The sequence below is a fragment of the Wenzhouxiangella sp. 15190 genome, assembly GCF_003417465.1.
Lineage (GTDB): Bacteria > Pseudomonadota > Gammaproteobacteria > Xanthomonadales > Wenzhouxiangellaceae > Wenzhouxiangella.
This window is the reverse complement of record NZ_QVMV01000052.1, coordinates 220,092-246,023: the sequence shown is the minus strand read 5'-3', so window position 1 is coordinate 246,023 and position 25,932 is coordinate 220,092. Positions and strand designations below refer to the sequence as shown.

The window sequence follows — 25,932 nt, the reverse complement described above, 5'->3', positions numbered from 1 at the left end:
TCAGTCGGAAATGCCGCAGATCGTGTGGTGCGACCCGAGTGACAGTAGCCGTAGCTACGGCCGGGGGACGCAACGCGCGAGATGCGGCATTTCCGGCGAAACCCGGAGGGCCGGCGCACAGTTTTTCAGAGGCTCCTCCGTCGACCGGCGGCGTGCCCGCGCCGCCGGTCAGCGGTAGAATGACCGCATCTTTCGATTCTCGACGGACTTGATGACGCATCTGTTCGATACCTATGCGCGCATGCCGGTGCGCATCGTCCGCGGTGAAGGCGCCTGGCTGATCGACGACAAGGGCCAGCGCTACCTCGACGCCATTTCCGGCATCGGCGTGTGCAGCCTGGGGCATGCGCACCCCAAGCTGGCCCAAGCGATCGCCGAGCAGGCGCACACGCTTGTCCACACGGCCAACATTGTCGAGTTGCCATTGCAGGAACAACTCGGCGACGTGCTGGCCGACATCAGCGGGCTGGACCGGGCGTTCATCGCCAACTCGGGCGCCGAGGCGATTGAATGCGCCCTGAAGCTTTCGCGCCTTCATGCCCACGACAGGGGAATCGACCGCCCGGCGGTTCTGGTCGCCGAACACAGCTTTCACGGCCGCACGCTGGCCGGCATCAGCGCCTCGGGCAATTCAGCCATCCAGGCCGGCTACGAGCCCCTGGTCGACGGCTTCGTGCGTGTACCCTTTGGCGACACCGGGGCAGCCGAACGCGCGTTCGCGGAAAACCCGAACATCGTCGCCGTGCTGATCGAATCCATCCAGGGCGAAGGCGGCGTTCACGTACCGCCGGAAGACTATCTGCCGAACCTGCGCCGGCTGTGCGACGAGCACGGTGCCCTGCTGATGCTCGACGAAATCCAGAGCGGGATGAACCGGACCGGTCGCTGGTTCGCCTTCCAGCACCATGCCGGCCTCAAACCCGACGTCATCACCGTCGCCAAGGCACTCGGCAACGGCGTGCCGGTCGCCGCCTGCCTGGCGCGCGAAGCGGTCGCCGCACTGATGAAGCGCGGCAGCCACGGCACCACCTTCGGCGGGAATCCGCTGGCCTGCCGGGCCGCGCTGACGGTCATCGATATCATGCACAAGGATTCCATCGGCGAACGTGCCGAACACGCCGGTCGGCGCCTGGTCGACACCCTGCGCCGGAATCTCGAGGGCCTCGCGCCGGTTCGCGAAATCCGCGGCCGCGGCCTCATGGTGGGTATCGAGCTCGACCGCGACTGCGCCGAGCTGAAGGCCGACGCGCTCGCCGAGGGCGTGATCATCAACGTCACCCGGGGCTGCACCATCCGCCTGTTGCCGCCGCTGATCGTCAGCGACGCCGAAGTCGACCGGATTGCCGAGGTCGTGACCGGGTCCATTCGCGAGCGTTACTGCCCATGATTCTCGAAGTCGACGACATCTGGCTCGGCTATGAAGAAACCAGCGTCATACGTGGCCTGAGCTTCGAACTCGACCAGGGCGAAATCGGCTGTCTGCTGGGCGCATCCGGCTGCGGCAAGACAACGGCCCTGCGCGCCATCGCAGGCTTCGAACCGCTGCGTGCCGGCGAGATCCGCATCGGCGGCCAGGTCGCCTCCACGCCGACCTTCCGACTCGCCCCGGAGAAACGCAGCGTCGGCATGGTATTCCAGGACCATGCCCTGTTTCCGCACCTGGATGTGGCCGGCAACGTCGGTTTCGGCCTGCGCCGGCTCTCGCGCAGCGAACGCGCGCGTCGCATCGAGGAGTTGCTGGAGCTGACCGGTCTCGGCGGCTACTCGCATCGCTATCCACACGAGCTCTCGGGCGGTCAGCAGCAGCGCGTGGCCCTCGCCCGCGCCCTGGCGCCGGAGCCCGACGTGTTGTTGATGGACGAACCCTTCTCCAATCTCGATGCCCGCCTTCGGCGGCATGTCGGCGAGGAAGTTCGCAGCATTCTCAAGGCCCGGGGCACGGCTACCCTGATGGTCACCCACGACCAGCAGGAGGCCTTCGCCCTGGCCGACCGCGTGGGTCTGCTCAAGGACGGGCGCATGCTGCAATGGGATTCCCCATACCAGCTTTATCACCGCCCGGCCAGCCACTACGTGGCGGCTTTTACCGGCCGCGGCAGCTACCTCAGGGCGCGCGTGGAGGAAGGAACGCTCGTCCACGGTCTGGGCCGCTCGCCGGTTCCACGCGAGCGCCCGGACGGCGATGAACTCGCCCTTTTGATCCGCCCTGATGACATTCGTCCCGATGGCAACGGATCCCGTGCCCGGGTCATCACGCGCCAGTTTCAGGGTGCCCAGATCCTGTACCGCCTGGAGCTCGACACCGGCGAGGAGATCGCCGCACTGTTCCCCAGCCATGACGACTACGCCGTGGACGAAACCATCGGGGTCACGCTGGACGCGCGTCATCTGGTGTTATTCCCGACGGCACAGGCCGAGTCCTTCATCACCCCATCGAATCCCAATGGCCACTGAAAAGGACAACACCCCGGCCCTGTACGTCGTCTGCCTCGGCGGACGTGCTGACGGCTGCAAAGTGGAAATGCACGACATCGCATTCGCCGTCGGCAGCGATCTCGAGTCAACGCACGATCAACTGCTCGATCAGTGGTTCGGCAATCCGGAGGGCCTGCACGTCGACGCCTTCGCGCGGGTCGAGCAGGTTCCGGGCTACCGCGTATTCTTGTCGGACAAGCCGGCATACAACCGCGTACGACTCTACTTCGTCAATATCGGCGGCTATGCGCCCGGTGAGTTGTGGGAGCGCCATGCCTACGCGCTGTATGCGGGGCAGTCGGTCTCCGAGGTCAAGAAGCGCGCCCGGAAAGAACTCCTGGTGGGCCGCGATTCCGTCCACCGCGACGATCTCTACGATATCGACGATATTCTGGAAGTTCGTGCCGGCGACTGGCACATTCATCTCGAAGCCGATCCTGCCGCCGGCGAGCCGGCCGTCACCAACGGCTATTTCCCGATTCCGCGCCGCACGATTGCCGACTGGCAATCGAGGCGGCTCGAATCCTGAAGCCCGCTCAGATCGAGACCAGACCGCCGAGCAGCCGGTCCAGCGGGCTGGGCAGTGATTGCTGCATATCCAGCGCCACGGGGACCAGCGCCGGCCAGGTCTCGGCCAGCAGCGTGGCGTGGCCGACCTTGCGACCGGGCCGGGGTTGCTTGCCGTAGTCGTGCCAATGGAGATCGGGCACCTTCAACAATTCGTCCGTCGACGGCATCTCCCCGATCCAGTTGAACATCAACGCCGGTGCGCGCAGTGCGGTGCTGCCCAGGGGCAGGTCACAGACGGCGCGGATGTGGTTTTCGAACTGCGAGCAGATCGCGCCCTCGATGGTCCAGTGTGCGGAGTTGTGCACACGCGGCGCGAATTCGTTGCCCAGGATGCGTTCACCGGCGACGAACAACTCGAGGGTCAGGCAGCCGACATAGTCCAGGTGCTCGGCGAGCAATCGGCCGCAGGCTTCGGCCCGCTGGCGCAAGCCGGCATCGACATGCGCGGGGGCGGCCGCGAGCCGCAGCATGCCGTCGGAATGAACAGTGTGCGAGAGCGGATAGCATCGCGTCTCGCCGGCGGCGTTGCGCACCACGGTAATGGCGCACTCGAAGTCGAAATCGACCCAGCCCTCGAGAATCAGCTCGTGATCGCCCAATTCGGACCAGGCCGGCTCGAGGTCTTCCTGCGAGCGGAGCAAGTATTGCCCCTTGCCGTCGTAGCCCATTCGGCGGGTCTTGAGCACTGCGGGATAGCCGATACGATCCAGCGCTTCGAGCAGATCGGTTCGGCCCGAGACGGGCGCAAAGGGTGCGACTTCGATGTCCAACGATTCGAACAATCGCTTCTCGATGAGACGATCCTGCGCGGCGGCGAAAGCACTGCCTGTCGGACGGACGGGATGGCCGGAGTTGGCCAGGCGCTCGAGTACGGCGGCCGGTACGTTTTCAAAGTCGCAGGTGATACGGTCGCAGCCGGCAAGCTTTTCCAGCGCGGCTTCATCGGCCCAGTCGGCGGTGATCAGCTCACCCAGCTGACCGGCACAGGCGTCGGCCTTGGGATCGAGAAAAATGAACTCCGCGCCAAGCGGCAGGCCCGCCTGGGCCATCATCCGCGCCAGCTGCCCACCCCCGAGAATACCGATCTTCATGACTGTCGCGGGTCGGTGGCCGCCAGCACGCTGTCGGTCTGGGCCTGACGCCACTGACGATAGCGCTCGCGGATTTCGGGATGCGCCCGGCCGACCATCGAGGCGGCCAGCAGGCCGGCGTTGATCGCGCCCGCCTTGCCGATGGCCAGCGTGCCGACCGGCACGCCACCCGGCATCTGGGCGATCGAGAGCAGCGAGTCGAGCCCGTGGAGGGTTCGCGATTGCACGGGAACGCCCAGTACCGGCAACACGGTCTTGGAGGCAACCATGCCGGGCAGATGAGCCGCGCCACCGGCCCCGGCGATGATGACCTCGATGCCGCGCTCCTCGGCACTTTCGGCATATTCGAACATGGCGTCTGGCGTTCGGTGCGCGGAAACGACCTTGACCTCGTGCGCAACCGCCAACGCTTCGAGTACTTCGGCGGCGTGCGACATCGTCTCCCAGTCGCTTTTCGAGCCCATGATGATGCCGATCAGAGCGGCTTCGGCCATTTTGCGATCCTTCCGCTAAGGGAAAGCAGGCAATACTAGCAGTGCCGGATGCCCCAGTAAACGCGCTTCCCGCCATTGCGCGGAGCGGATACAATTCGCCCATGGCCATTACAGACCCCCTTTTAGACATCCTGTGCTGCCCGGTGAGCCACCAGCCGTTGCGTCCGCTCGAAAAGAGCCGGCTGAAGAAGCTGGCCGACCGCATTGAATCGGGTGAAGTGCTGTACGTCGACCACAGCCCGGTGGAAGAAAAACCGCGCGAGGCGCTGATCACCCGTGACGACAAGGTGATCTACCTGGTCATCGACGGCATCCCGGTTCTGCTGCCCGACCGGGGCATTGGTACCACCCAGTTCACCGACCCGATCTAGTGGGCCACCAATAGATCAACCCCAGAGCGCGGGATCCGGCGGCGACACGCGGCCGTTCTCGAAGGACATCGCGTGTTCGCGGTCCTGCTCCAGGAACAGGGCGCCGTCCAGGTCAGCGTAACGGCAGAGCTGGGCGACGACATAACCCGGGGCCATGGCCAGGGAGGTGCCCACCATGTTGCCGACCATCAGCTCCAGGCCGCGTGTCCTGGCCAGGCGGGCCAGTTCCAGTGCCTCGGTCAGGCCGCCGGTCTTGTCGAGCTTGATGTTGATCATCTGGTAGCGCCGGGCCGCGGCTTCGAACTCGGAGCGGTCCAGGCAGGACTCGTCGGCACACAGCGGTACCGGCGATTGGTAGCCTTCCAGCGCCTCGTCACCGCCGCGCGGCAGCGGCTGCTCGATCATGTCGATTCGCAGCTCGCAGAACTTCGGTGCCAGCGCTTCGAGCTGTTCGAAGCTCCAACCCTGGTTCACGTCGACGACGATCCGGGCCCCGGGGCGCGCCTGGCGTACCGCGGAAATGCGCTCGACCGACTGCTCGCCGCTGAGCTTGACCTTGATCCGATCGCCATCGATTTGCCGGGCGGCGGCCGCCATGCGTTCGGGCGTATCGATACCCACGGTACCGAACGTGTAAGTCTCGTCGGGGACGATGTCCGCCAACTCCCAGACGCGTTTGCCGGCCTGCTTGGCCTCCAGGTCCCAGAGTGCGCAGTCGATGGCGTTGCGCACGCCGCCGACCGGCAGCGACGACAGCAGTTCCCGGCGCCCGGCGCCGGCCTCGAGGGCCGCACGCACGGTCTCCGCCTGGGCCAGCATACTGTCACCGTTCTCGCCCAGATAGTAGACACCGCTGGCCTCGCCACGGCCGGTGTGACCACCCTCGGCGATTTCCACGTACAGGGCCTCTACACCGGTGAAGACGTGGTCGGTGATGGTGAACGGGAAGCGGAGTTTCCAGTCTTCCCGGCGAAACGTTATCTGGCGCATGCGCCGTTCCCTTGCAATGTTTCGGTTCATGCCAGGTACTGGAATCCAAGGATGTTCCAGAACCAGTAGAACCAGATCACGAACAGACCGCAAAGCGCCACGACGGTGTAGCGCAGCCGCGCCCAGAGACTGGCCAGCAGGCCGTCTTTCCAGACCACCGCCAGCTTGAACAGCAGCCAGAGACAGGCAATCACGGCGAGAATCGGCATCACCAGCCACACCTTGAACAGTGTGGAGATCTCGCTGAACATGCTGTCGCCTACGACCGAGATGACGATCACGCCGGTAATCAGCGCCAGCCAGTTGGCGGCCGAGGCCAACACGGCGGCCCCGTAGGCGGACCGGTCGGGTGCCGGCCATGCCTTTATGGCCGAACGCTGGAAGAAGCGCCGCAGCAGCACTGCCAGGAACACCAGGAACGCAAAACCCAGCAACATATAGTTGACGTTCGGCGTTTCCCATGGTTTGAGCGTACGCAGCGACATGAACGGCAGGCCGTCCATGACGAAACCGGTGATCTCGCCGGCATCGTTTTCCTGGAAAGCGATCAGGCGCGGGGCCACGCCGGCGACGAGGGTTACGTCCTCGTTGCGTGCACGAAACAGGTTATCGCCGACTTCAACGTACTGCTTGGCGTTACCGCCAAAACCGACGACCAGCGTGTTGTTCGGCCCGGGCGATACCTGGACCACGCTGCTCATGCGCAGGGCCTTCTCGATCTTGGAGAAATTGGTGCGCCAGAACCCATACTCTCCGGCGTAGCGTCCGGCTCTCTCGGCGAAGTCCTCCGGCGGCTCCGGCGGCGCTTCGTCGCGCGGGAAATACTGTCCGTAGAAGGCCGGAAACAGCGCAGAGCGCACGGCGCTACCGCCCGAACCGGAGAAGGACGCGAAGAATGCCAGGTCGTGGGTCTCGTCAACGCCGAGATAGGAATGGAACCAGCGGGTATCGCCGCCGTGACCCATCACCCGCGTGCCTTCGTAATCGGTTTCGTACCAGCCCAGCGCCATGCCCATCAGGCGCTCGTCGTGGCTGAACTGCAGGCTGAGCATCTCCTCGACCGTTTCCGGGCGCAGGATCTGCTGGCCGTCCAGACTGCCACCATTCAGGATCGCCTGGGCGAAGCGCACCATGTCGGTGGCGCTGGCCGACTGACCGCCGGCCGGCCCGAAGCTGCTGACGATCTCGAAGGGCTTTTCCTTGTAGCCGCCGGCCTCGAAGCCGTAGCTCGTGGCCACCTGGTCTTCGAGATGCTCGGGCAGGGGCTCATCGAAAGTCGCGGTGTCCATGCCGAGGGGCTCGAAGATGTGCTCGGCGACGTACTCGTTGAACGGCTGACCGGAGACATTGGCCACGATCAGGCCGGCGAGCGCCGTGGCGTAGTTGGAGTAGGCGCTCTGGGCACCCGGCGGGTTGACGCGCTCCTGGCGATACCGCTGCATCGCCTCCTTGAGCGGCAGGGCTTTGTCCGGGTCTTCGATAATCAGGTAGCCCATGCCCCCGTCCTCGAAGCCGGTGGTATGCGTCATGACATGCCACAGGGTGATGGGCTCGTCGAACGTGGCGGGAATCTCCACCGCCTCCAGGTACTCGTTGATGTCCGTGTCGAGATCGAGCTTGCCCTGCTCCACCAACTGCATGACGGCCACCCAGGTGGCCAGCTTGGATACCGAGCCGGGCCGGAACAGCGTTGTCTCGGGGTCAACCGGTTCCTGCGCGGCGATATCCTTGTAACCGTAACCCTTGGTGAATATGAATTCGCCGTCGCGGGCGATGGCCACGGTGCCGGACGGGCTGTTGTTGTTGCGCATCAGCGGCTCGACCACACCGTCGATGAAGGCTTCCAGTGCCGCGGTGTCATCCAGTCCGGACGGCCTGGAAGCTTCGTCCGGGGCACCCGGCGCGTCCTCGTCCTGCGCGACTGATGTTCCGGCCTCGTCCCCAACGGCGGGCTCCGGCGTGGTGACCGAATCGTCCTGCGCCAGGGCGGAACTGGCGAGCAGTACGGCGAGAATGGCAGCGAAAGTGAAGCGGTGGATGCAGTTCATGGCCCGTCCTGTTTGGGTTCGGTAATGGCTGAATTGGCCCGATGTTACCCGTGGGCCGGAAAAGCCGGTTAGGCCGATACGACAGAAAAATATGCAGACTCGTCGGTTATGCCTATAATCGCCCCATGATTTTCGGCGACGAGTATTGCGTGCACATGGCCCCCGGCTTCGACCCCGAGGCGGCATCGACGGCGGAGCTTAGCCAGCTGTTCGAGAATGCCCAATGCATATCCCGGTTCCATTCGTCGCCGGATAATCGTTTCATCGAGTACATGGGCGACAGTGCGCTGGGGCGGTCACATTGCTACAGGCTGGATGAGGACCGCATGATCGAGATCAACGATTCATTCCTGCGCGCGCCCGTCGTGATCCACAACAAAGTCGCCGACCTGATCAGCTTCCAGTTCGTGTCCTCGGTCAAGCGGTCCGAGTTCCTGGGCGAACACAAGAACGTCCACGACTTGGGGCCGGCCATCATCGTCTCCGCGCTGCCGGGCCTCGAACTCACATACCGCGCGCCCAAGGTGAACGAGACCATCCGCCATGTGGTGGTGTACACGACTTTGTCGAACTTGATGGAACGGATGGGTGAGCAGCCGGAAGATTACCCGGCCTGGTTGCGCGACATCCTGGAGGGTCGTCACGACCAGCCACGCCAGCGTGTGCTGTTTCTGGAAGATGTCCATCGCGAACTGACCTGGTCATTCTTCCACCTGCCGGTTTCTGGACGGCTGCTCAATCACTGGATGTTCGCCAAGTTCCACGAACTGCTCAGCATCGGGCTGCAGGTTCTCAAGAACAACCAGGCCTACCTGGAGCGCGACGCCGTCCAGACTGCCTTCCCGCGCGGGGACATCATCCGCCGCGCCAGCACCATCCTCAACCGAGAGTATGCCAACCCGCCGACACTGCCTCAGCTGGCCCGGCACCTGGGCATATCGGAAACCCAGCTCAAGAGCGGTTTCAAGTCCCTGCACGGCGCCACCATCGGCCAATACATCATCACCCGCCGGATCGAGGCCGCCCGCTTGTTGCTCAACGAGAACCGGCACTCGATTTCGGAGATCGGCGACATCGTCGGTTATCAGGATCACTCGGCCTTCTCGCGCGCTTTCCGACGGCTGAACGGCTGCAGTCCCAAGGCCTGGCGCCGATCCCACCGACACTGAGGCCCTGTCGGATTTGCACAATAATAAGTCGCCTCAGCCTAATTCATCAAAAATTTCCGGATTACCATTGGATTAAATCCGCCCCGCCGGACCCCTGGGGAGTCTGCATCGGGCGGACCACGGCAACCGCCAACCACGATATGGTCAACGATCACGGGGACCTGAGACATGATGAACAAACCGAACACAACGACGCTCAATGTCACAATCCTGGCACTCGCCATCGCCGCCGGGCTGAGCCTTGCACCCGACACCCTGGCACAGGAAGACAATGACCAGGTCGAAGATGAACGACAGGACGAACGAAACACGGAGCTGGATGATGTCATTGTCGTCACCGCCTCACGGCGCGAGGAAGCACTGCAGGACGTCGCCATGGCGGTGTCCACGATCGACACCGACGAGCGCATCGACGCCGGCTTTGCCGGACTGACCGACATCCTGACTTTCGTCCCGGGCGTATCGACCACCAACAGTGGTCGTCCGTACCTCAACAATGTCTACATGCGCGGCATCAACGCCCAGTTGTCAGCCGGCGTTTCCAGCTATGTCGACGACATTCCCTTCGGCTCGTCCACGGTCTACACCCAGCCCACGCCGCTCGACGGCACCCTGCTGGACCTGGGCACCCTCGACGTGATGAAAGGGCCTCAGGGCACGCTCTACGGTGCCAGCGCCATGGGCGGCATCCTCAAGTTCAATACCCGCGCGCCCTCGCTCAATGCTGGGTCGGGCAGTGTTTCGACCAACCTGTCCAATACCGAAGGCGGGGGCTTCAATCAGCTCTACCGCGCCAATCTCAACGGCCCGCTGGTCCAGGACACACTCGGCGGCAGCCTGACGGTATTCAGGGAAGACACCAGTGGCTATGTCGATAACGTGACGATCGGGGAAGACAACTGGGACGACTACGAATACTACGGCGGTTCCGGCAGTCTTCTCTGGGAGGTCACCGACCGGCTGGAAGTCAAACTGCAGGGGCTTCACCAGAGCGCCACCCAGGACGGGACTTCGCTGGTTCAGGCCAACTACGCCCGGGACTTGCCGGTTCCGGGCTTCGGCGCGGCCGAACCGATCCACGGTGAATACGAAACGGGCCAGGCGGCCATCAACCCCAGCGAGTACGAGGCATCGCTCGGCGGCCTGACAGTCAACTACGACCTCGGCTTGGGCGAACTGACCTCGGTGACCAGCTACCAGGAGATGTTCTTCAAGCAGGAAGCGGACGTGACCGAGTCCTTCGCCAGTTTCGCCGACCAGTTCTTCCCGGATACCGCGCCCCACTCTTCGGCGGTGCTGGTTGGCGATCTGGGCTTCGACAAGTGGACGCAGGAACTCCGCTTGACGTCGGACTCCAATGAAAGCTTCGAGTGGATCGTCGGTACCTTCTATACCGAGGAAGAGGGTTTCAACATCCAGGATCTGGTGATCACGCCCGACGTGCCGCTGTATTTTGCCAACTTCCCCTCCAATTACGAGGAGCTTTCGGCCTTCGCCACGGGCACCTGGTACTTCACGCCCCAGCTCGACGCCAGCCTGGGCCTGCGCTATACGGACTATTCCAACGACGTCGAGCTCAACACGGTCGGGCCGCTGCTCGCACCGCTGCCGCTTTCCGAAATCGAGGACGATGTCACCAACTTCCTGTTCAACCTGCGCTATCGCCCTGCGGAAAATATGTCGTTCTACACGCGCGTGGCTTCCGGCTTCCGGCCGGGCGGCGCCAATTTCCTGTTGCTCAACCCTGAAACCGGTGAGCCGCTCTCCAATCCGTTCTTCGAGCCCGACGACCTTGTCAGCTACGAAGCCGGCGTGAAGGGCAGTTCGGCCGACGGCCGCTTCACCTACGACCTGGCTGGCTACTACATCGACTGGCAGGACTACCAGATCGGCGTCGTTCGCAACGGCACGCAAGTAGTTGGCAATGCCGAAAAGGCGGTCAGCCGCGGCCTGGAAGCCACGCTCGGCATGGCCGTGACCGATGCGCTGACGCTGACCGGCTCGCTGTCCTACGTCAACGCCGAACTGGCCGCCGACGAGCCCGATCTGGGCGGCGCCGACGGTGATCAGCTGCCGAGTACGCCGGAGTGGCAGGCGGTACTGGACGCCAACTACAGCTTCCGCCTCGGCGAGCGGCCGGCCTACGTGGGTGCCTCGTATCGCTACAAGGGCGAGATGCCGGTGGGCTTCGACGGCTATACCGACGCCTCGGGCACGGAGTTTCCGCCCTCGTCGCCGCGGGTGGATATCGACGACTACCACCTGGTCGACCTGCGTGCCGGCGTAGCGTTGCGGAATTTCGATATCTCGCTCTACGTCAACAATGTGTTCGACGAGTGGGCATGGACCGCTTTCTCGCCGAGCTTCGCCACGATTCCCACGGGCGCACCCACGCAGCCTCGAACTTACGGCGCCATGGTGCGCTGGCACTTCCAGTAAGCCGCGCGCCATGATGGGAAGAGCGATTCGGCCGGCACTTTTCGCCGTCGGCCTGTTGACTTCGGGGGCGGCACTGGCCGCCCCCGACACATCGGCCATCGACGCAGTGGTCGAGCGCGCCATGGACACCTTCGGTTCGCCGGCGGTGACCGTATCGGTGATCAACGACGGCGAAGTGGTTTACGCGAAAGGACACGGGATCGTCGAAATCGGCGGCGAAACGCAGGTGGATGCCGACACCCTGTTCCACATCGGTTCGGTCTCCAAGGCCTTCACCGCCGCCGCGCTGGCGTTGCTGGCCGACGACGACAAGCTGAGCTTCGACGACCGGGTGATCGATCACCTGCCCGAATTCCGCATGCACGACCCGTACGTGACGCGCGAATTCCGTATCCGCGACTTGCTCACCCACCGCAGCGGCCTGCCGCTGGGCGCGGGCGACCTGCTGATGTTCCCGCAGGCGAAGTCGACGCGCGAGGAAATCCTTCGTGCCATGCGTCACTTCGAACCGACCAGCAGTTTCCGTGCACAGTACGACTACGACAACTCCCTCTACATCATCGCGGGCATGGTGGTCGAGGCCGTTTCCGGACAATCTTTCGAGTCCTTTCTCGAGGAAAGACTGCTTTTCCCACTGGGCATGAACGATTGCGCCGCCACCCGGGATCGGGCGCCGGAAAGCGCGTCGATGGCCACGCCGCACATCGATGTCGACGGCAAACTGCAGACTACGCCGACCGGACTGCTCGGCGACACGGCCGCTCCCGCCGGCGGCATTGTCTGCAGCGCCCGAAGCATGGCCAAGTGGATGAACTTCATCCTGGATGAAGGCGTGAGCGCCGACGGCGAACGGCTGATCAGCGAGGGTCAGTTCGACGAACTGCTAACGCCGGTGACGATCACCCGTACGCCGGGTTATCTGAGCGAACACGCCGGCGCCGAGCTGTCGGCCTATGCCCTCGGCTGGAGCATTTCGACCTTCCACGGCCAGCCGCTTCATTCCCACGGCGGCGGGGTGCTGGGCATGACCACCCACCTGATGTTATTGCCCCGCGAGGACCTGGGTGTGTTCGTCTCGAACAACCGGATGTCGGCAGTGCCGCGACCCGTAGCCTATGACATCGCCGAACTGTTCCTGGACGGCAACAACGAAAACGATGCCGACTGGATTGCCGTTGTCGACGAGCTGATTCAGCAGCGCCGGGATTCCGGCGCCGAGGTCGTTGCCGAGGCCATGGCCGAGCGCGATGCCGACAGCACGCCCAGCCTGCCGCTTGAAGCGTATGCCGGCACATATCGTGACCCCTGGTACGGCGAGATCACGCTGACCCTGAAAGACGATGGCCGGCTCTGGTTCCGTTCGCCGCGCAGCGAACCGCTGACCGGGCCGCTCGAACACTTCCAGCACGACACCTTCATCGTGCGCTGGGAAGACCGTCGCCTGAATGCCGACGCCTACATGACCTTTACGCTCACGCCCGAAGGCGAGGTCGAAGGCGCCCGTATGAAAGCCGTTTCGCCGACGACCGACTTCAGCTTCGATTTCCACCACCTCGATCTCCGCCGCGTCAACGAACAGACCGAAGACCAGTGATCCAGGCTGACTGGACCTTCGCGCTATGGGCCGTGCTCGCGGCCCTGGCTGCACTCGGTTTCTGGAGCGATCGCACCCGCCTAGGCCGCAACGTCTCCGGCCTGGCGATCGTTCTGGCGACCGGCATGTTGCTGTCCAACCTGGGCGTCCTGCCCAAGCAGGCGCCCGTCTACAACGTCGTCTGGGTCTACCTGGTACCGCTGGCCATCCCGCTGCTGTTGCTTAAGGCCGACTTGCGGCGGGTGCTGGCCGAGACGCGGGGTATGCTGGTGCCGTTCGTCCTGGGCGCGGTCGGCACCATACTGGGTGCGCTGCTGGGCATCTGGCTGCTGCCGCTGGGCGAACACACGGCCAAGCTGGCCGGCGTATTCAGCGCCACCTACATCGGCGGCTCCATGAACATGGCGGCCGTCACCCAGGCGGTGGACCTGGATCCCTCCGTGGCAACGGCCAGCGTGGCGGCGGACAACGTCGTGGGCGTGTTTTACCTGGCCTTTCTGGCGCTGGCACCCTCGCTGTCGCTGTTGAGGCGCTGGTTCCGGGTGACCGGCGACGGGTCACAGATGACAGGAGACGAATCCGGGCATACGCCGAACGACGGGAGCGAGCCAGAATCCGCTATCACGCCCCTCGATCCCCTGCACCTGGGTATCGCCGTGGCGCTGTCGTTCACGATTTGCGCCGTCGGCCAGGCGCTGGCGATATGGTTCGGGGTTGGCGGCTACGCCATCTTGTTCATCACCGCGCTCACCGTGCTGCTGGCGAACGCATTTCCACACCAGTTGCGCCGGCTCGAGGGGGATTACGAGATCGGCCTGTTCCTGATGTACCTGTTCTTCGCCGCCATCGGCATCAGCGCCGACGTGGCGGCCATGATCAGTTCGGCGCTGGAGATCGCCGCCTTCGCCGCGATCATCGTCCTCTGTCACGCCCTGGCGATCTTCGGACTCGGGAGGCTGTTCCGCACCGACCTGATGGACAGCGTGATCGCCTCCAATGCCTGTGCGGCGGGCCCCGCAAGTGCGGCGGCGATGGCGGCCGGCAAGGGTCGCCCAGACCTGGTGGCACCGGCGGTGCTGCTGGGGGTGTTCGGCTATGCCGTGGCCAACTTCATCGGCGTCGGCCTGACGAGCTGGCTGGCGGGCTAGGCTTGCGCTCTCGTTATAGAATGGGCGTTTTGGATCAAAGAGCGCATTCATGGGCCCGGCCACCCACTATTTCGATCTCGAGGAACCGTTCTCGCTCTACCGCGGCGGGCGATTGCCGCACGTTCGCCTCGCCTGGGAGTCCTGGGGTGAACTCGACGCCGATAAATCCAACGCGATATTGATCTTCACCGGCCTGTCGCCCGGAGCGCACGCCGCCTCCAGCACCCAGGATCCGGATCCGGGCTGGTGGGAAGACATGATCGGGCCGGGCAAATACATCGACACCGATCGATTCTTCGTCCTGTGCGTCAACTCGCTGGGTTCCTGCATGGGCTCGACCGGACCGGCCAGCATCAACCCGGAGACCGGAAAACCCTGGCGTCTAGGCTTTCCCGAACTGGCCATCGAAGACATCGCCCGTACCACCCACCTTGTGGTCGAGCACCTGGGCATCGAGACCCTGCACGCGGTCATCGGCCCGTCGATGGGCGGCCTGACCGCCCTGGCCTGGCTCAAGCAGTTTCCGCAGAGTACCCGCAAGCTGGCGTTGATCTCCACGGCCTGCTCGGCCACGCCCATGGCGATCGCCATTCGATCCTTGCAGCGAGAGGCCATTGTCACCGACCGCAATTTCCAGGACGGTCAGTACAGCGAGGACGCATGGCCCGAGGTCGGCATGCGCCTGGCGCGCAAGCTGGGGATGATTTCCTACCGCTCGGCTACCGAATGGCAGCAACGCTTCGGGCGGCAGAGCCAGGATTACTTTCCGCCCACGCGCTTCGGGATGCGCTTTGCCGTCGAATCCTACCTGGAGACCCACGCGCGGAAATTCGTCGGCCAGTTCGACCCCTGCAGCTACCTGTACCTGTCCCGGGCGATGGACAATTTCGATTTCTGCGACAGCAAGGAAACGCTCAAGCGAATGTTCGACCGCTGTTTTTCCGGCGAGGCCCTGGTGCTGGGCGTGAAAACCGATATCCTGTTCCCGCTGACCCAGCAACAGGAACTGGCCGCCGCCCTCGAGAGCAGCGGCAACGACGTCACCTACCAGGCGCTGCCCTCCGTCCAGGGCCACGACGCCTTCCTGGCCGACGTCCCGACTTTTGGTAAACCGATCAGGGAGTGGTTGCAATGAGCCTGGATTTCCCCGGCAAGTCGCGCATGATCGAAAGTATTCACCGCGCCGTGTCGGCCGATAGTGCGGAGCAAATTACCCAGAATCTGCGCCAGTGCCTGTGCGAACTGATGGCCGACGAGCACATCCGGTTGCCCGAGTGTGTGTACGAGTACAGTGAGGATCACTACTGCCGGCGCTTGCTGCACCAGGACACGGAGCTGGGCTACACCGTGCTGGCCATGACCTGGGGACCGGGCCAGGGCACGCCGCTGCACGACCACGCCGGGATGTGGTGCGTCGAAGCAGTCTGGCACGGCGAGATCGAGGTGGTTCAATACGAGCTGGTCGAGCGCGGAAGGGACGAATTCAAGTTCGAGCCGCGCACGACCATGCGCTCGGGCGTGGGCAGTGCCGGCAGCCTGATTCCGCCGCACGAACACCACACCATCGCCAACCCCAGCAAGGACGAGCCGGCGGTGACCATCCACATCTACTCCGGCGTCATGGACGAGTGTTGTGTGTTCAAGCCGGTCGAGGGCCACTGGTACCAGCCCCGGCCGACGACCTTGAGCCTGGACGCGGACTAGACAAACCACATCCCGATAACGACAATAGGCTTCCCGATGCCGGGGTGGCGGAACTGGTAGACGCGACGGACTCAAAATCCGTTTGCCGAAAGGCAGTGCGGGTTCGATTCCCGCCCTCGGCACCAACTGAATTTTCTATTTGCCGGTCAGCCTGGTGATGCCCAGCGCCTTGAGCACGTAGCGCTCGTAGACCGGCTCGGCGTGCCCCTTGCGCACCTTGCGCAGGAAATACTTCTCGAACGCGATCTTGGCCCAGTGCACCCACTTGCCCTGCTTGGCCCAGGTGACGTTGCGCGGCGGAATCTGCGGCAGCGCCACGAAGGCCACGCCGGAGTCGCCGAGATCGGCCAGGCAAATGGCATTCCAGGTCGCCTTCGATTCGGCCGGTTTGCCTTCGAGGTCGGCCGCGATGTTGTGGACGATGGCGCTGATCATCGATTCGATCATGTAACCCGTCTTGGGTGCGCCCACCGGAAGCGGCGTTTCTTCCACCGGCGGAATGGCCACGCAGACCCCGGCCGAATAGATGTTCGGATAGTTGGGATTGCGCTGATAATCATCGATATTGACGAAGCCCTTGGGATTGCACAGCCCTTCGGTATTTGCCACGGCCGATACGCCGCGAAAGGCGGGCAGCATCATGGCGAACTGGAAAGGCAGCTCCTGGCTGCGGCGTTCCTCGCCGTCGTCGTCCACTTCAGTAATGTGCATCGTGTCGGCCTCGACCTGGTCGACGCGTGCATTGGTCACCCAGCGTATGTGACGCTCGCGCAGCTCGTGTTCCATCAGGCTCTTGGAGTCGCCGACGCCGCCGAGCCCGAGATGACCGATATAGGGTTCACTGGTCACAAAGGTGATCGGCACCTTGTCACGCAGTTTGCGCTTGCGCAGGTCGGCATCGACGATCATGGCGAACTCGTAGGCGGGCCCGAAACAACTCGCGCCCTGCACTGCCCCGATGACGATGGGGCCGGGATTTTCGAGAAAGCGCTGGTAGTCCGCCCAGGCTTTTTCGGCGTGCTCAAGCGTGCAGACCGAATGGGTATGGCCGGCCTCCGGTCCCAGGCCCTCGATGGCGTCAAAGGCCAGTTCAGGGCCGGTGGTGATGACCAGGTAGTCATAGTCCAGACTTTCTCCGCCGGTCAGGGAGACCTGTTGCCCTTCAGGCTCGATGGCGCTGACCGTGTCATGCACGAAACGGATGCCGCGCTTTTTCATCGGCCCCGCCAGGTCGACGGTGACGGCCTCGGCATCGCGCCAGCCCACGGCAACCCAGGGATTGGAAGGTACGAACTGAAAGTAAGGTTGAGCCCCAATGACGGTGATCTCGTGTCCCGAGCCCAGCGTATCGCGCAATTCGTAGGCTGCGGGAACTCCGCCGACGCCGGCCCCGATAATGACGATTCTGGCCATGATTCCTCCTGATCTGCGGTTGGCGCATCGAAGGCAGCAAGCCGTTGGGGCATGCCGCCTCACATATCGTTATTATCTAATATAAGTTGTTTCTAATATTAGCGCAAGCACGAAAGGGAGAAAACAGGCGAATGCTTGCGGGAACGGCGACAAGCGCGGCCGGGCCCGGCGGGCCCGGCGCGGGAGGAAATGGTCAGAGATCGCGCGCGACGCGGAATCCGACGCGCATGTCGGTACTTTCCGTGGTGCTGGAAATCCGGAAGGCCGAACGTGCCATGGCCGGCGTGCTCGACCATGAGCCACCCTTGATCACGCGGCGGTTGCAGCCCGGATTGACCCAGGCCGAGCCGTCCGCGGGCGCGCGCACGAAGCTGTCATGCCAGCAATCTTCGACCCACTCCATGACATTGCCGCCCATGTCATTGAGCTCGAACGGATTGCGCACGAGGCTTCCGACCGGTGCCGGACCCCAGTGGCCATCGGAATAGCGGCGGAACGCCACGTTCCAGCGCGCGCCCGTCGGCGAGGTATCGCCGTCGCCGGTGACGTTTTCCATGTCGTCTTCCGGCGGTGGCCCTTCGCCCCACCAGTAAGGCGTTTGACTGCCGGCGCGCAGGGCATATTCGAACTCGGCCTCCGACGGCAGACGGTAATTGCGCCCGGTTTCTTCCGACAACCAGTCGATATAGGCGCTGACATCCCGCCAGGAGACGTGAATGACGGGCAGATCTTCATCCGCTGTCTCCCCGGCGTAATCCAGCTGCCAATTGACATCGTCGCGCGCGTCCATCCGCCCGGTTTCCAGATTGTAAATGCGGGATGAGCCGGAAACCTCGGCGTCGGTGCGATAGCCGGTGGCCTCGACGAATTCGGCGAACTGACCAACGGTGATTTCCGTTCGCGACAGTGCAAAACCCCGGTCGAAGGTCACCCGGTGCTGGGGCCCTTCGTTGGACATCCGATCTTCTTCATCCTCGGGTGAACCCATCATGAAACTGCCGGCCGGGATGACGACCATTTCGGGACCGGGCTCACCCAGGGCTTCGATCTGATCGTCGAAGACCTGCCCCGGCTCGAAACTGCCGTACAGGCGTGCGTCCGCCAGCGATGCCTGGAGGGACTCGACTCTGTCGCGGTCGTGTCCGAGCGCGACCAGTTCCGTGATGGATTCGTCCGCCTCGTCGTAGCGACCTTCGTCGATGTGCGTCAGCGCTTCCTGGTGGAGATCCTCGGTGTAACCCGTTCGAAACTCCACGATACTGTCGCGGGCCTCGGCAATGGCTTCAGGGGATTCCAGAACGCCCTCAGCTTCGACCAGTCGCGCCTCGGCGCCCTCGAAGTCCAGATCGTCACGAGCCATGCTGATGGCACTGTCGACGATGGCCTGGTGCGTTTCCTCAAGTCCGGTCTGTGCCGTTTCGTTACCGGGGTCGAGTTCCAGCACCCGGGCGAACAGTTCGGCTGCATTATCCCCGGCAGGCTGCGTCAATCGCCCGGCCTCGAGCGCGGCCGTTGCCTGCTCCAGTGTCTGGCCGATCATGCTTTCCTGCTCAACCGCTGCTTCGACCTCGGCGATGATTTCGCGATCGGGCTCGACCTCGGCCACGACGCCGGCGAGCTGCTGCGCCAGAGCCAGATCTTCCCCGGCCAGCGCTTCCTCGATATCGGCCTCAATCTCGTCGATCAAATCGCTCAACGCATCGAGCGTGTCCTGGTCATTGGGTTCGAACGCACGCCTGCGCAGGAGCGTCTGAAGCTGCTCATCCTGCTCGGGATCGGGCAAGCTCACCTCAGGAACATCCTCAACCGGCTGCTCGGGCACGTTGAGATTGTCGAAATCGATATCGAACTCATCCCCCGAACCCACGACATCCCCGAGGCGCCTTACCTGCCGCTGCTCCTCGGTTTCCTCGGTCTGCGCCTCGGCTTCGGCCCCCTCCGTCGTCTCTGTGTCTTCCTGAGCGAAGGCCGCCCAGGGCGTGAACACGAAAACGACGCTCGTTGCAAGCAGCAGATATCTCATCTGAATCTCAGCTCCCTTTGCTGGTATAAAACGAAGGATTGGCGCTTCCCTTTCAGGCATCCCCGGTGCATTTGCGACATCAGGCACACCAATCGAATGTGTGAAAATAGCGTATAGAGCCGCCCACGACAACCACCGCCAGCGACGGAGACTGCATTCCCATGCCGAATGAACTGCCCTGCCGGGCCGTAGCCGATGACGACATTCACGCAGCACAAAAAGCTATCGAGAACGCCAATATTCTCGATTCCGAGGATGCCATCGAAAAAGCCGTTTCGGACTGCAGGGCCAGTCACACTATCGGCCTGGATACGGAGTTTGTGCGTGAACGTACTTTTCATGCCCGTCCCGGCCTGGTCCAGGTCAGCGAGGGCCACGGCGTCTGGTTGCTCGATGCTGTGGCGATTCCCGAGTCGAAAGCCCTGGGCACCCTTCTGGCCGATTCGGACATCGTCAAGGTCCTGCACAGTGTCGGGGAAGACCTGGAAATCCTGCACGCGGTGGGCGGTTGCTGGCCGGAGCCGCTGTTCGATACCCAGGTCGCCGCCGCACTTCTGGGCTTGCCCCTGCAGCTTCGCTACGAACACCTGGTCAAGGAAGCGCTCGACGTTGACCTGGTCGGCGGCAAGGCCCGCAACGACTGGTGCCGGCGCCCGCTACCGGAAGAATGGCTGCACTACGCCGCCGAGGACGTCATCTGGCTGCCGCGGCTCAAGGAGCGACTCGAGGAACTGCTCGAGGACGCCGGACGGCTCGAATGGCACCGGGAGGACTGCGCCCGGATCGTGGATGCCGCCCGCGCCGGCGACACCACACCGCCGCTGAGCCGGGTCAAGGGCGCGGGCCGGATGGAAACCACAGACCTGGCCCGGCTCGACGCCCTGGCCCAATGGCGCGAAGCGGTTGCGCGTCAAAGGGATCTTCCCCGCCGTTTCGTGATCGGCGACGACACGCTGATCGAACTGGCTCGGGCTGCCGGCCAGGACCGGCTGGGCGAAGCCATCGGCCGTTTGCCCGGTGGGCAGCGAAAGCGCTTCGGGACGACGATCGAAACCATGCTGAACGAGGTGCGGCCGGAAGACTTTGAGCGACCGGACTGGCTGAATCCGCTCACGCCGGACCAGCGTGAACAACTGCGTGAGGCTCAGAAAACCGTCCGGACGATTGCCGACGAACTTGAAATCGAGCCGGCCGTCATCGCCAGCAAGAAGGAACTGACCCGCCTGATTCGCGGCGAGCATCCAGAATGGCTCGACGGTTGGCGCGGCCGGATACTCGACGGGCGGCTGGATGGCGTCTCTGTTAATATTTCGGCGTCCTGATTTCAGCACCGCCCCGGTAGCTCAGCAGGATAGAGCAGCCGCCTCCTAAGCGGCAGGTCGCAGGTTCGACTCCTGCCCGGGGCGCCAATTAAAAACAGATGCTCTGGTCTTTCACGGAGTCTCAAGCCCTTCAGATAGCACAAGTCGAACCTGCGACAAATAACAATCAGGTTCGAATCCTGTGCGCCAGCACAGGATCGCTGGAGCGAAGCGTAAGCTATCTTCGAAAGAGGATCGCTGGAGCGAAGCGTAAGCTATCTTCGAAAGAAGATCGCTGGAGCGAAGCGACAGCCCGAAGGGCAAGCGGCCGCGAGGCCGCGCAGCACTCCTGCCCGGGGCGCCATCTTTCGGTGGTCTGTGGTCTGTGGTCTGTGGCCTGAAGTCTGAGACATCAGACGACTGAGTACAGACCACGGACTACAGATCACGGACCACAGAGTCCCGCTTCAATTGCGTCCGGCGAAGGTGATGAATTCATCCAGCCAGCCCGCCACCTGCTCCTTCAACTTATCGTCGGCGCGTTCACCGTCGAAACGATCTCCCGCCTTCGAAACGCGCAGGTGGTCCGGAAACAGATGGCAGCCGAGCTGGCGCAGGTTGATCAGGGCGCCGGCCTGGGCGAATCCCGTTCCCCAGGCACCCGGAGTGGCGCCGGCCAGCGCGGTGGGCCGGCCGCCGAATGTCGGCTTCATTTCCTCTCCAGGGCGCGTAAGCCAGTCCAGCGCGTTCTTGAACACGCCCGGCATGCCCGCGTTGTACTCGGGTGTAACGAGAACAAGACCGTCGGTCGCCTTGATACGGCTTCTAAGCGACTCGACCGCCTCCGGGACGCCATCGGCTTCCTCGACGTCGCCGTCGTAGAGGGGAATGCCGTGCAGTGTGGCCACTTCGGCCGTGACGTCTTCAGGCACCTGCTCGGCCATCAGGCGAGCCAGTCGGGTATTGAACGAGCCCTTTCTCAGGCTTCCCGATATGACGATCAGTTTCATGTCGATTCCGTTTCCTTTTGCCCGGGGCTGCTCGAACCCAGGAACTTGCTGTTTTCGATCAGCGAATAGACCGCCGGCACCACGACCAGTGTCAGCAGCGTGGAACTGAGCATACCGCCGATGACGGCGATGGCCAGCGGGCCGTTGGTGTCGGCACCTGCCCCGAAGCCCAGCGCCGGCGGCGTCAGCGCCAGAATGACCGTCAGCGAGGTCATCAGCACCGGGCGCAGGCGAATCGGACAGGCATTGCCCAGCGCCTCGTCGACGCCCTGCCCCTGGTTACGGAACTGGTTGGTCAAGTCCACCAGCAGAATGGAATTCTTGGCCACCAACCCGACCAGCAAGACCATACCGATCATGGAGTAGATATTGAGTGAATTGCCGGTCAGCCATAGCAACAGTACACCGCCGATGACCGCCAGTGGTTGCGCGACCATGACGATCAGCGGCTGGATGAAGGAGTTGAACTGGCTGGCGAGCACGATGAACACCAGAATCGTGGCCAGCACGAAGGCGAACATCACGTATTGCTGCGTCTGCTGGAACTCCCGGGCCTGCGCCTTGTAGGCCACGCGGTAGCCGAGGGGCAGGATTTCTTCGGCAATCTCGTCGATGGCGGTGATGGCCTCGCCCAGGGGCATCTCGGGGTTGCCGAAGAAATCGGCCGAGTAGTTCAGGTCGAAGCGGGTAATCACCGCCGGACCCAGTCGCTCGACGCCTTCGGCGATCGAATCGAAGCGTACCAGCGAACCGTCGCTGCCCCGGAGGTAGATGCGGTTGAGGTCGTCCGGAGTGTCGAACTGGCCTTCACGCGCCTTGACGCGGATATCGTAGCGCTCACCGTCGCCGGGCTCGTCGTTGTAGCGGGCGATATCGAATCCGCCCACGAGCATGTTCACGGCGAAGGCGAGATCGGCCGAACTGACGCCGGCCTCGGCGGCACGTACCCGGTCGACATCGATGTCGATCTGCGGCAGGTTGAGTTGGAGATCCAGGTCCAGACGGCCCATGCCATCGATTTCCTCCAGCCGGGATTTCATGGTCTCCCCCAACTCGGCGGCGGTGTCGAGATCGGGGCCGGTAATGGAAAACTGCAGCGGATCACCACGCTGCCCGCTGACGATCGACGGCGGCGCGGCGAAAGCGATCACGCCCGGAATGCCGGCCAGTTCGCTCCGCAACTCGTCGAGGAAGTCCTGCTGCTTGATGTCGCGTTCGGAGCGCTCGACCATGCGCGCGAAAGCAATGCCGCGATTGACCTCTCCGGCGGCCCCCAGACCGATGGCTGTGAAATAGCTGCGGATGACATCCTTGGAACCGAGTACCGACTCGATCTCCTTCATATACTCGTTGGTCGCCTCGATGCCGGTACCCAGCGGAGCGCGGAAGAAGACCTGGAACCGGCCCTCGTCTTCCTCGGGAACGAATTCCTTGTCGATGGCGACGAAGAAGAAGCCGGAACTGGCCACGACCAGCAAGGCCACGAGGATGACGGTCCAGCGCCTGTTGAGCGAAGCGTCCAGCAACCGACGATAGCCGCGGTTCATGCCGTCGAAGAAACGGTCCATCGAATGATAGATGCGACCATGCTCGCTATCGGTGCGACGCACACGCAAAAACCGCGCACACAGCACGGGCGTGAGCGTCAACGCGACGATCGAGGAAGCCAGAACGCCCACCGTCACGGTGACAGCGAACGACTCGAAGAACCGGCCGATGATGCCGCCGAGGAAGATCACCGACGCAAATATGGAAACCAGCGTCAGGGTGGTGGCGATGATGGCGAAGAAAACCTGATTGGAGCCGGAAATGGCGGCTTTCTCCGGATCGGGTTCTTCTTCCTGGCGATGCCGGTAGATGTTCTCAAGGACGACGATGGCATCGTCGACGACGACGCCGATGAGCAACAGGAGTGCCAGCAGGGTCATCGTGTTGAGCGTGTAGCCCATCAGGTTGATCGCCGCCATGGCGGCCAGCAACGACACCGGAATGGCCAGCGCGATGATGATGGTGCCGCGCCACGAGCGCAAAAACAGCAGCACGATAATGGCCGCCAGTAACGCGCCTTCCCATAAGTGATCCTGCAGCGCGCGTACGATCTCGCGAATGAGCTCGGAGTCGTCGGAGGCGACCTGGATGGTCATGCCCGGGGGCAACTGCGGAATGATCTCCTCCTCGAGCCGGCGCTGGACCTCGTCGACGATTGCCACCGTGTTCGACCCGGAAATCTTGACGATCCCCAGCCCCACGGTGGGCTCCTCGTTGAACCGGGCAATCGATCGATAGTCCGCCAGGCCGTCGACGACCTCTGCGATATCGTCGAGCCGAATCGCCGCACCGTCACGATGGGCCACGACCATTCTCGAAAGCGCCTCGGGGCTGTGATATTCGAGGTCCAGCTTGATCAGCGACTCGGTGCGCCCGGACACCAGAAACCCGCCGGGGAACTGGACATGCTCGGAGGCAAACGCCCGGCGAATGTCCTGCGGCGTGATGTCGAGGGCATTCATGCGCTCGAGGTCGACCTCCACACGGATGGTGCGCTCGCGCCGGCCGCCGATGCGCACCTCGCCCACGCCGTTGATCGTCTCCAGGCGCTTGCTGATGACGTTCTCGGCATACTGGTTGAGCTGCTGCATGGTGCGATCGCCCTGCAGCGCCAGCCACATGACCGGGCTGGCGCCGACCTCGACCTTGGCGACCACCGGCGGGTCGGCGTCCTCGGGCAGCTGGCGCACAATCTGGTTGACCTTGGCCTGGACCTCGTTGAAGGCGACGTCGATGTCCTTCGACAACTGGAAGTTGATCGTGACGTTGGAAACGCCCGGCGAGGAACTGGACTGGATGTAGTCAATTCCGGGAACGCTGTTGACCGAGCTTTCGATGATGCTGGTAATACTGGCCTCGACGATCTCGGGACTGGCGCCGGGCAACACCGTGGTCACCGAAACCAGCGGAAACTCGATTTCCGGGAACTGGTCGATGCCGATGCGCTGGAACCCGAGGATGCCGAACAGCACCATCACCGCCGATACCATGTAGGCCAGCACGTGCCGGCGAATGGATAGCTCCGGCAATGTCATCGCGCGTCTCCGCCTTCCTCGACCGTGACCCTGGCATCGTCGGTCATGAAGCCAGCGCCGTCGACGACCACGCGCTCGCCTTCGCTCACGCCTTCGAGAATCTCGATCCAGTCGGCATCACGAAGGCCGACTTCAACCGGCCTTTCACGGGCACGCGAATCCTCGATCACGTAGACCACGCGACCATCCGGCCGGCGGACCACGCTGGTCGGCGGCACGACCAGGCCGTCACGACGCTCGATCACGATCTCGGCAGACACCGACCCGCCGACGCGCCAGCCACCGGGGTTGTCGAGATCCACGATGAGCTCAATGGCCCTGGAGCCCGAGCCCACCTGCGGCCGGATTTCGGTGACCTCGAAGTCGTGAACATCGTCAGGCCGGGAAGGCACCCAGAGCCGCACCGGCTGGCCGACCTCGACGTGATTCTGCAGATGTTCCGGTAGCGGCACGAGTGCGCGCAACGCCGCCGGCGAGACCAGTTCGAACATCACCTGCCCGCGATTGACGAAGTCGCCAGCGCTGACCAGTCGTTCCTGGATGATGCCGCTGACCGGGCTGACGATGCGGGTTCGCGCGAGGTTGTACTCGACATCCTCCAGCGCGGACTGCGCCGCCTGGATCTGCGCCTCCAGGGACTCGACGTTGGTCTCGGCCTCGTCGAGCTGATCCTGGGAAACCGACTGCTGTTCGCGCAGGTTGGTCAGGCGCCTAACCCTGCGACGCTCGTTGGCCATCAGGGCCTCGAGGCGGCGCAGTTCGGCCCGGGCCGAATTGACCGCGATGGTCTGGACCTGGTCGTCGAGTTCGGCCAAGCGCTCCCCGGCTTCGACGGCATCACCGGCATCGTGGTGGATGACGGCGACCGCGCCGGCCGTCTCGGCGGCCACGTTCGGCGCACTGTTGGCGCGCAGGCGGCCAATCGAGCGCTCGATCCATTCAACGGGCTGGACGACGGCTTCGGTGATGGTCACCGGCGTCGATCGCTCGGAACCGTCATCCGAATCAT

General features: G+C 63.6%; 19 protein-coding genes, 2 tRNA genes and 1 pseudogene. 13 read left to right on the top strand and 9 right to left on the bottom strand.

Going from position 1 to position 25,932, the window contains the following annotated elements:
• Nucleotides 1–211: 211 nt before the first annotated feature.
• Genes DZK26_RS13700 through DZK26_RS13690 form a run of 3 tightly spaced genes read left to right on the top strand, consistent with a single transcriptional unit; the run spans nucleotide 212 to nucleotide 3,004 of the window.
• Nucleotides 212–1,387 (top strand): aspartate aminotransferase family protein, encoded by a 1,176-nt coding sequence (locus DZK26_RS13700; RefSeq protein ID WP_116899146.1) that lies wholly within the window; start codon nucleotides 212–214, stop codon nucleotides 1,385–1,387.
• Nucleotides 1,384–2,454, top strand: coding sequence for an ABC transporter ATP-binding protein (locus tag DZK26_RS13695; RefSeq protein ID WP_116899147.1), 1,071 nt, complete (start codon nucleotides 1,384–1,386; stop codon nucleotides 2,452–2,454). The genes DZK26_RS13700 and DZK26_RS13695 overlap by 4 nt, the downstream gene beginning before the upstream one ends.
• Nucleotides 2,444–3,004, top strand: a complete 561-nt coding sequence (locus DZK26_RS13690; RefSeq protein ID WP_181918486.1) for a DUF1543 domain-containing protein — start codon at nucleotides 2,444–2,446, stop codon at nucleotides 3,002–3,004. The genes DZK26_RS13695 and DZK26_RS13690 overlap by 11 nt, the downstream gene beginning before the upstream one ends.
• 7 nt (nucleotides 3,005–3,011) lie before the next feature.
• Here the strand turns inward: DZK26_RS13690 and DZK26_RS13685 are convergent, their stop codons facing one another.
• The gene (locus tag DZK26_RS13685) at nucleotides 3,012–4,136 is read right to left on the bottom strand and encodes a 5-(carboxyamino)imidazole ribonucleotide synthase (RefSeq protein ID WP_116899149.1); all 1,125 of its coding nucleotides are present in this window, start codon (nucleotides 4,134–4,136) and stop codon (nucleotides 3,012–3,014) included.
• The gene (purE, locus tag DZK26_RS13680) at nucleotides 4,133–4,630 is read right to left on the bottom strand and encodes a 5-(carboxyamino)imidazole ribonucleotide mutase (protein ID WP_116899150.1); all 498 of its coding nucleotides are present in this window, start codon (nucleotides 4,628–4,630) and stop codon (nucleotides 4,133–4,135) included. The genes DZK26_RS13685 and purE overlap by 4 nt, the downstream gene beginning before the upstream one ends.
• Nucleotides 4,631–4,731: 101 nt before the next feature.
• Between purE and DZK26_RS13675 the strand changes: the two genes are divergently transcribed.
• Complete coding sequence (locus tag DZK26_RS13675) at nucleotides 4,732–5,001, top strand: Trm112 family protein (RefSeq protein WP_220337252.1); 270 nt, start codon at nucleotides 4,732–4,734, stop codon at nucleotides 4,999–5,001.
• Between the two features lie 15 nt (nucleotides 5,002–5,016).
• Here DZK26_RS13675 and dgcA read toward each other — a convergent pair whose 3' ends face one another.
• Both dgcA and DZK26_RS14755 read right to left on the bottom strand, forming a co-directional pair.
• Nucleotides 5,017–6,021 (bottom strand): N-acetyl-D-Glu racemase DgcA, encoded by a 1,005-nt coding sequence (gene dgcA / locus DZK26_RS13670; protein WP_220376499.1) that lies wholly within the window; start codon nucleotides 6,019–6,021, stop codon nucleotides 5,017–5,019.
• Nucleotides 6,022–6,869: 848 nt separating this feature from the next.
• A pseudogene (locus DZK26_RS14755) lies at nucleotides 6,870–8,039 on the bottom strand (serine hydrolase domain-containing protein); the annotation flags it as partial.
• 125 nt (nucleotides 8,040–8,164) lie between these two features.
• Here DZK26_RS14755 and DZK26_RS13660 point away from each other — a divergent pair.
• The 7 genes from DZK26_RS13660 (at nucleotide 8,165) to DZK26_RS13630 (ending at nucleotide 16,218) form a co-directional block, all read left to right on the top strand.
• A complete protein-coding gene (locus DZK26_RS13660) occupies nucleotides 8,165–9,208 on the top strand; it encodes a helix-turn-helix domain-containing protein (RefSeq protein WP_181918488.1) in 1,044 nt (347 codons plus the stop codon).
• Between the two features lie 168 nt (nucleotides 9,209–9,376).
• Nucleotides 9,377–11,647: a TonB-dependent receptor gene (locus DZK26_RS13655; protein WP_116899152.1), complete on the top strand. Its 2,271-nt coding sequence runs from the start codon at nucleotides 9,377–9,379 to the stop codon at nucleotides 11,645–11,647.
• Between the two features lie 10 nt (nucleotides 11,648–11,657).
• Entirely contained in the window at nucleotides 11,658–13,241 is a 1,584-nt protein-coding gene (locus DZK26_RS13650) for a serine hydrolase (RefSeq protein WP_181918489.1), read from the top strand.
• Complete coding sequence (locus DZK26_RS13645) at nucleotides 13,238–14,389, top strand: DUF819 domain-containing protein (RefSeq protein ID WP_116899154.1); 1,152 nt, start codon at nucleotides 13,238–13,240, stop codon at nucleotides 14,387–14,389. The genes DZK26_RS13650 and DZK26_RS13645 overlap by 4 nt, the downstream gene beginning before the upstream one ends.
• A 49-nt stretch (nucleotides 14,390–14,438) precedes the next feature.
• On the top strand, nucleotides 14,439–15,524 hold the full coding sequence (locus tag DZK26_RS13640; RefSeq protein WP_116899155.1) for a homoserine O-acetyltransferase: 1,086 nt from the start codon (nucleotides 14,439–14,441) through the stop codon (nucleotides 15,522–15,524).
• Entirely contained in the window at nucleotides 15,521–16,093 is a 573-nt protein-coding gene (locus DZK26_RS13635) for a cysteine dioxygenase family protein (protein ID WP_116899156.1), read from the top strand. Before DZK26_RS13640 ends, DZK26_RS13635 begins: the two co-directional genes overlap by 4 nt.
• Nucleotides 16,094–16,131: 38 nt before the next feature.
• A tRNA-Leu gene (locus tag DZK26_RS13630) sits at nucleotides 16,132–16,218 on the top strand.
• Nucleotides 16,219–16,228: 10 nt separating this feature from the next.
• On the opposite strand, the gene DZK26_RS13625 is transcribed toward DZK26_RS13630, so the two are convergent.
• Together DZK26_RS13625 and DZK26_RS13620 are read right to left on the bottom strand one after the other, a co-directional pair.
• Complete coding sequence (locus DZK26_RS13625; protein ID WP_116899157.1) at nucleotides 16,229–17,506, bottom strand: NAD(P)/FAD-dependent oxidoreductase; 1,278 nt, start codon at nucleotides 17,504–17,506, stop codon at nucleotides 16,229–16,231.
• Nucleotides 17,507–17,699: 193 nt separating this feature from the next.
• A complete protein-coding gene (locus DZK26_RS13620; RefSeq protein ID WP_181918490.1) occupies nucleotides 17,700–19,529 on the bottom strand; it encodes a formylglycine-generating enzyme family protein in 1,830 nt (609 codons plus the stop codon).
• 161 nt (nucleotides 19,530–19,690) lie between these two features.
• On the opposite strand from DZK26_RS13620, the gene DZK26_RS13615 reads away from it, so the two are divergent.
• The gene (locus tag DZK26_RS13615) at nucleotides 19,691–20,851 is read left to right on the top strand and encodes an HRDC domain-containing protein (RefSeq protein ID WP_116899159.1); all 1,161 of its coding nucleotides are present in this window, start codon (nucleotides 19,691–19,693) and stop codon (nucleotides 20,849–20,851) included.
• 10 nt (nucleotides 20,852–20,861) lie between these two features.
• A tRNA-Arg gene (locus DZK26_RS13610) sits at nucleotides 20,862–20,938 on the top strand.
• A gap of 359 nt (nucleotides 20,939–21,297) precedes the next feature.
• Here the strand turns inward: DZK26_RS13610 and DZK26_RS13605 are convergent.
• From DZK26_RS13605 to DZK26_RS13595, 3 genes are read right to left on the bottom strand one after another with little or no spacing between them, the layout of a single operon-like run.
• Complete coding sequence (locus tag DZK26_RS13605; protein ID WP_116899160.1) at nucleotides 21,298–21,840, bottom strand: NADPH-dependent FMN reductase; 543 nt, start codon at nucleotides 21,838–21,840, stop codon at nucleotides 21,298–21,300.
• A complete protein-coding gene (locus DZK26_RS13600; RefSeq protein ID WP_116899161.1) occupies nucleotides 21,837–24,923 on the bottom strand; it encodes an efflux RND transporter permease subunit in 3,087 nt (1,028 codons plus the stop codon). The genes DZK26_RS13605 and DZK26_RS13600 overlap by 4 nt, the downstream gene beginning before the upstream one ends.
• Nucleotides 24,920–25,897, bottom strand: coding sequence for an efflux RND transporter periplasmic adaptor subunit (locus tag DZK26_RS13595; RefSeq protein ID WP_181918491.1), 978 nt, complete (start codon nucleotides 25,895–25,897; stop codon nucleotides 24,920–24,922). The genes DZK26_RS13600 and DZK26_RS13595 overlap by 4 nt, the downstream gene beginning before the upstream one ends.
• Between the last annotated feature and the right edge of the window lie 35 nt (nucleotides 25,898–25,932).

Bases quoted from the DNA above. Each gene is read 5' to 3' on its own strand.
- DZK26_RS13700 (WP_116899146.1), top strand. From the start codon at position 212: ATGACGCATCTGTTCGATACCTATGCGCGCATGCCGGTGCGCATCGTC.
- DZK26_RS13685 (WP_116899149.1), bottom strand. From the start codon at position 4,136: ATGAAGATCGGTATTCTCGGGGGTGGGCAGCTGGCGCGGATGATGGCC.
- DZK26_RS13690 (WP_181918486.1), top strand. From the start codon at position 2,444: ATGGCCACTGAAAAGGACAACACCCCGGCCCTGTACGTCGTCTGCCTC.
- DZK26_RS13625 (WP_116899157.1), bottom strand. From the start codon at position 17,506: ATGGCCAGAATCGTCATTATCGGGGCCGGCGTCGGCGGAGTTCCCGCA.
- DZK26_RS13620 (WP_181918490.1), bottom strand. From the start codon at position 19,529: ATGAGATATCTGCTGCTTGCAACGAGCGTCGTTTTCGTGTTCACGCCC.
- DZK26_RS13650 (WP_181918489.1), top strand. From the start codon at position 11,658: ATGATGGGAAGAGCGATTCGGCCGGCACTTTTCGCCGTCGGCCTGTTG.
- DZK26_RS13640 (WP_116899155.1), top strand. From the start codon at position 14,439: ATGGGCCCGGCCACCCACTATTTCGATCTCGAGGAACCGTTCTCGCTC.
- DZK26_RS13635 (WP_116899156.1), top strand. From the start codon at position 15,521: ATGAGCCTGGATTTCCCCGGCAAGTCGCGCATGATCGAAAGTATTCAC.
- DZK26_RS13605 (WP_116899160.1), bottom strand. From the start codon at position 21,840: ATGAAACTGATCGTCATATCGGGAAGCCTGAGAAAGGGCTCGTTCAAT.
- DZK26_RS13655 (WP_116899152.1), top strand. From the start codon at position 9,377: ATGATGAACAAACCGAACACAACGACGCTCAATGTCACAATCCTGGCA.
- dgcA (WP_220376499.1), bottom strand. From the start codon at position 6,021: ATGAACCGAAACATTGCAAGGGAACGGCGCATGCGCCAGATAACGTTT.
- purE (WP_116899150.1), bottom strand. From the start codon at position 4,630: ATGGCCGAAGCCGCTCTGATCGGCATCATCATGGGCTCGAAAAGCGAC.
- DZK26_RS13615 (WP_116899159.1), top strand. From the start codon at position 19,691: ATGCCGAATGAACTGCCCTGCCGGGCCGTAGCCGATGACGACATTCAC.
- DZK26_RS13600 (WP_116899161.1), bottom strand. From the start codon at position 24,923: ATGACATTGCCGGAGCTATCCATTCGCCGGCACGTGCTGGCCTACATG.
- DZK26_RS13695 (WP_116899147.1), top strand. From the start codon at position 1,384: ATGATTCTCGAAGTCGACGACATCTGGCTCGGCTATGAAGAAACCAGC.
- DZK26_RS13660 (WP_181918488.1), top strand. From the start codon at position 8,165: ATGATTTTCGGCGACGAGTATTGCGTGCACATGGCCCCCGGCTTCGAC.
- DZK26_RS13675 (WP_220337252.1), top strand. From the start codon at position 4,732: ATGGCCATTACAGACCCCCTTTTAGACATCCTGTGCTGCCCGGTGAGC.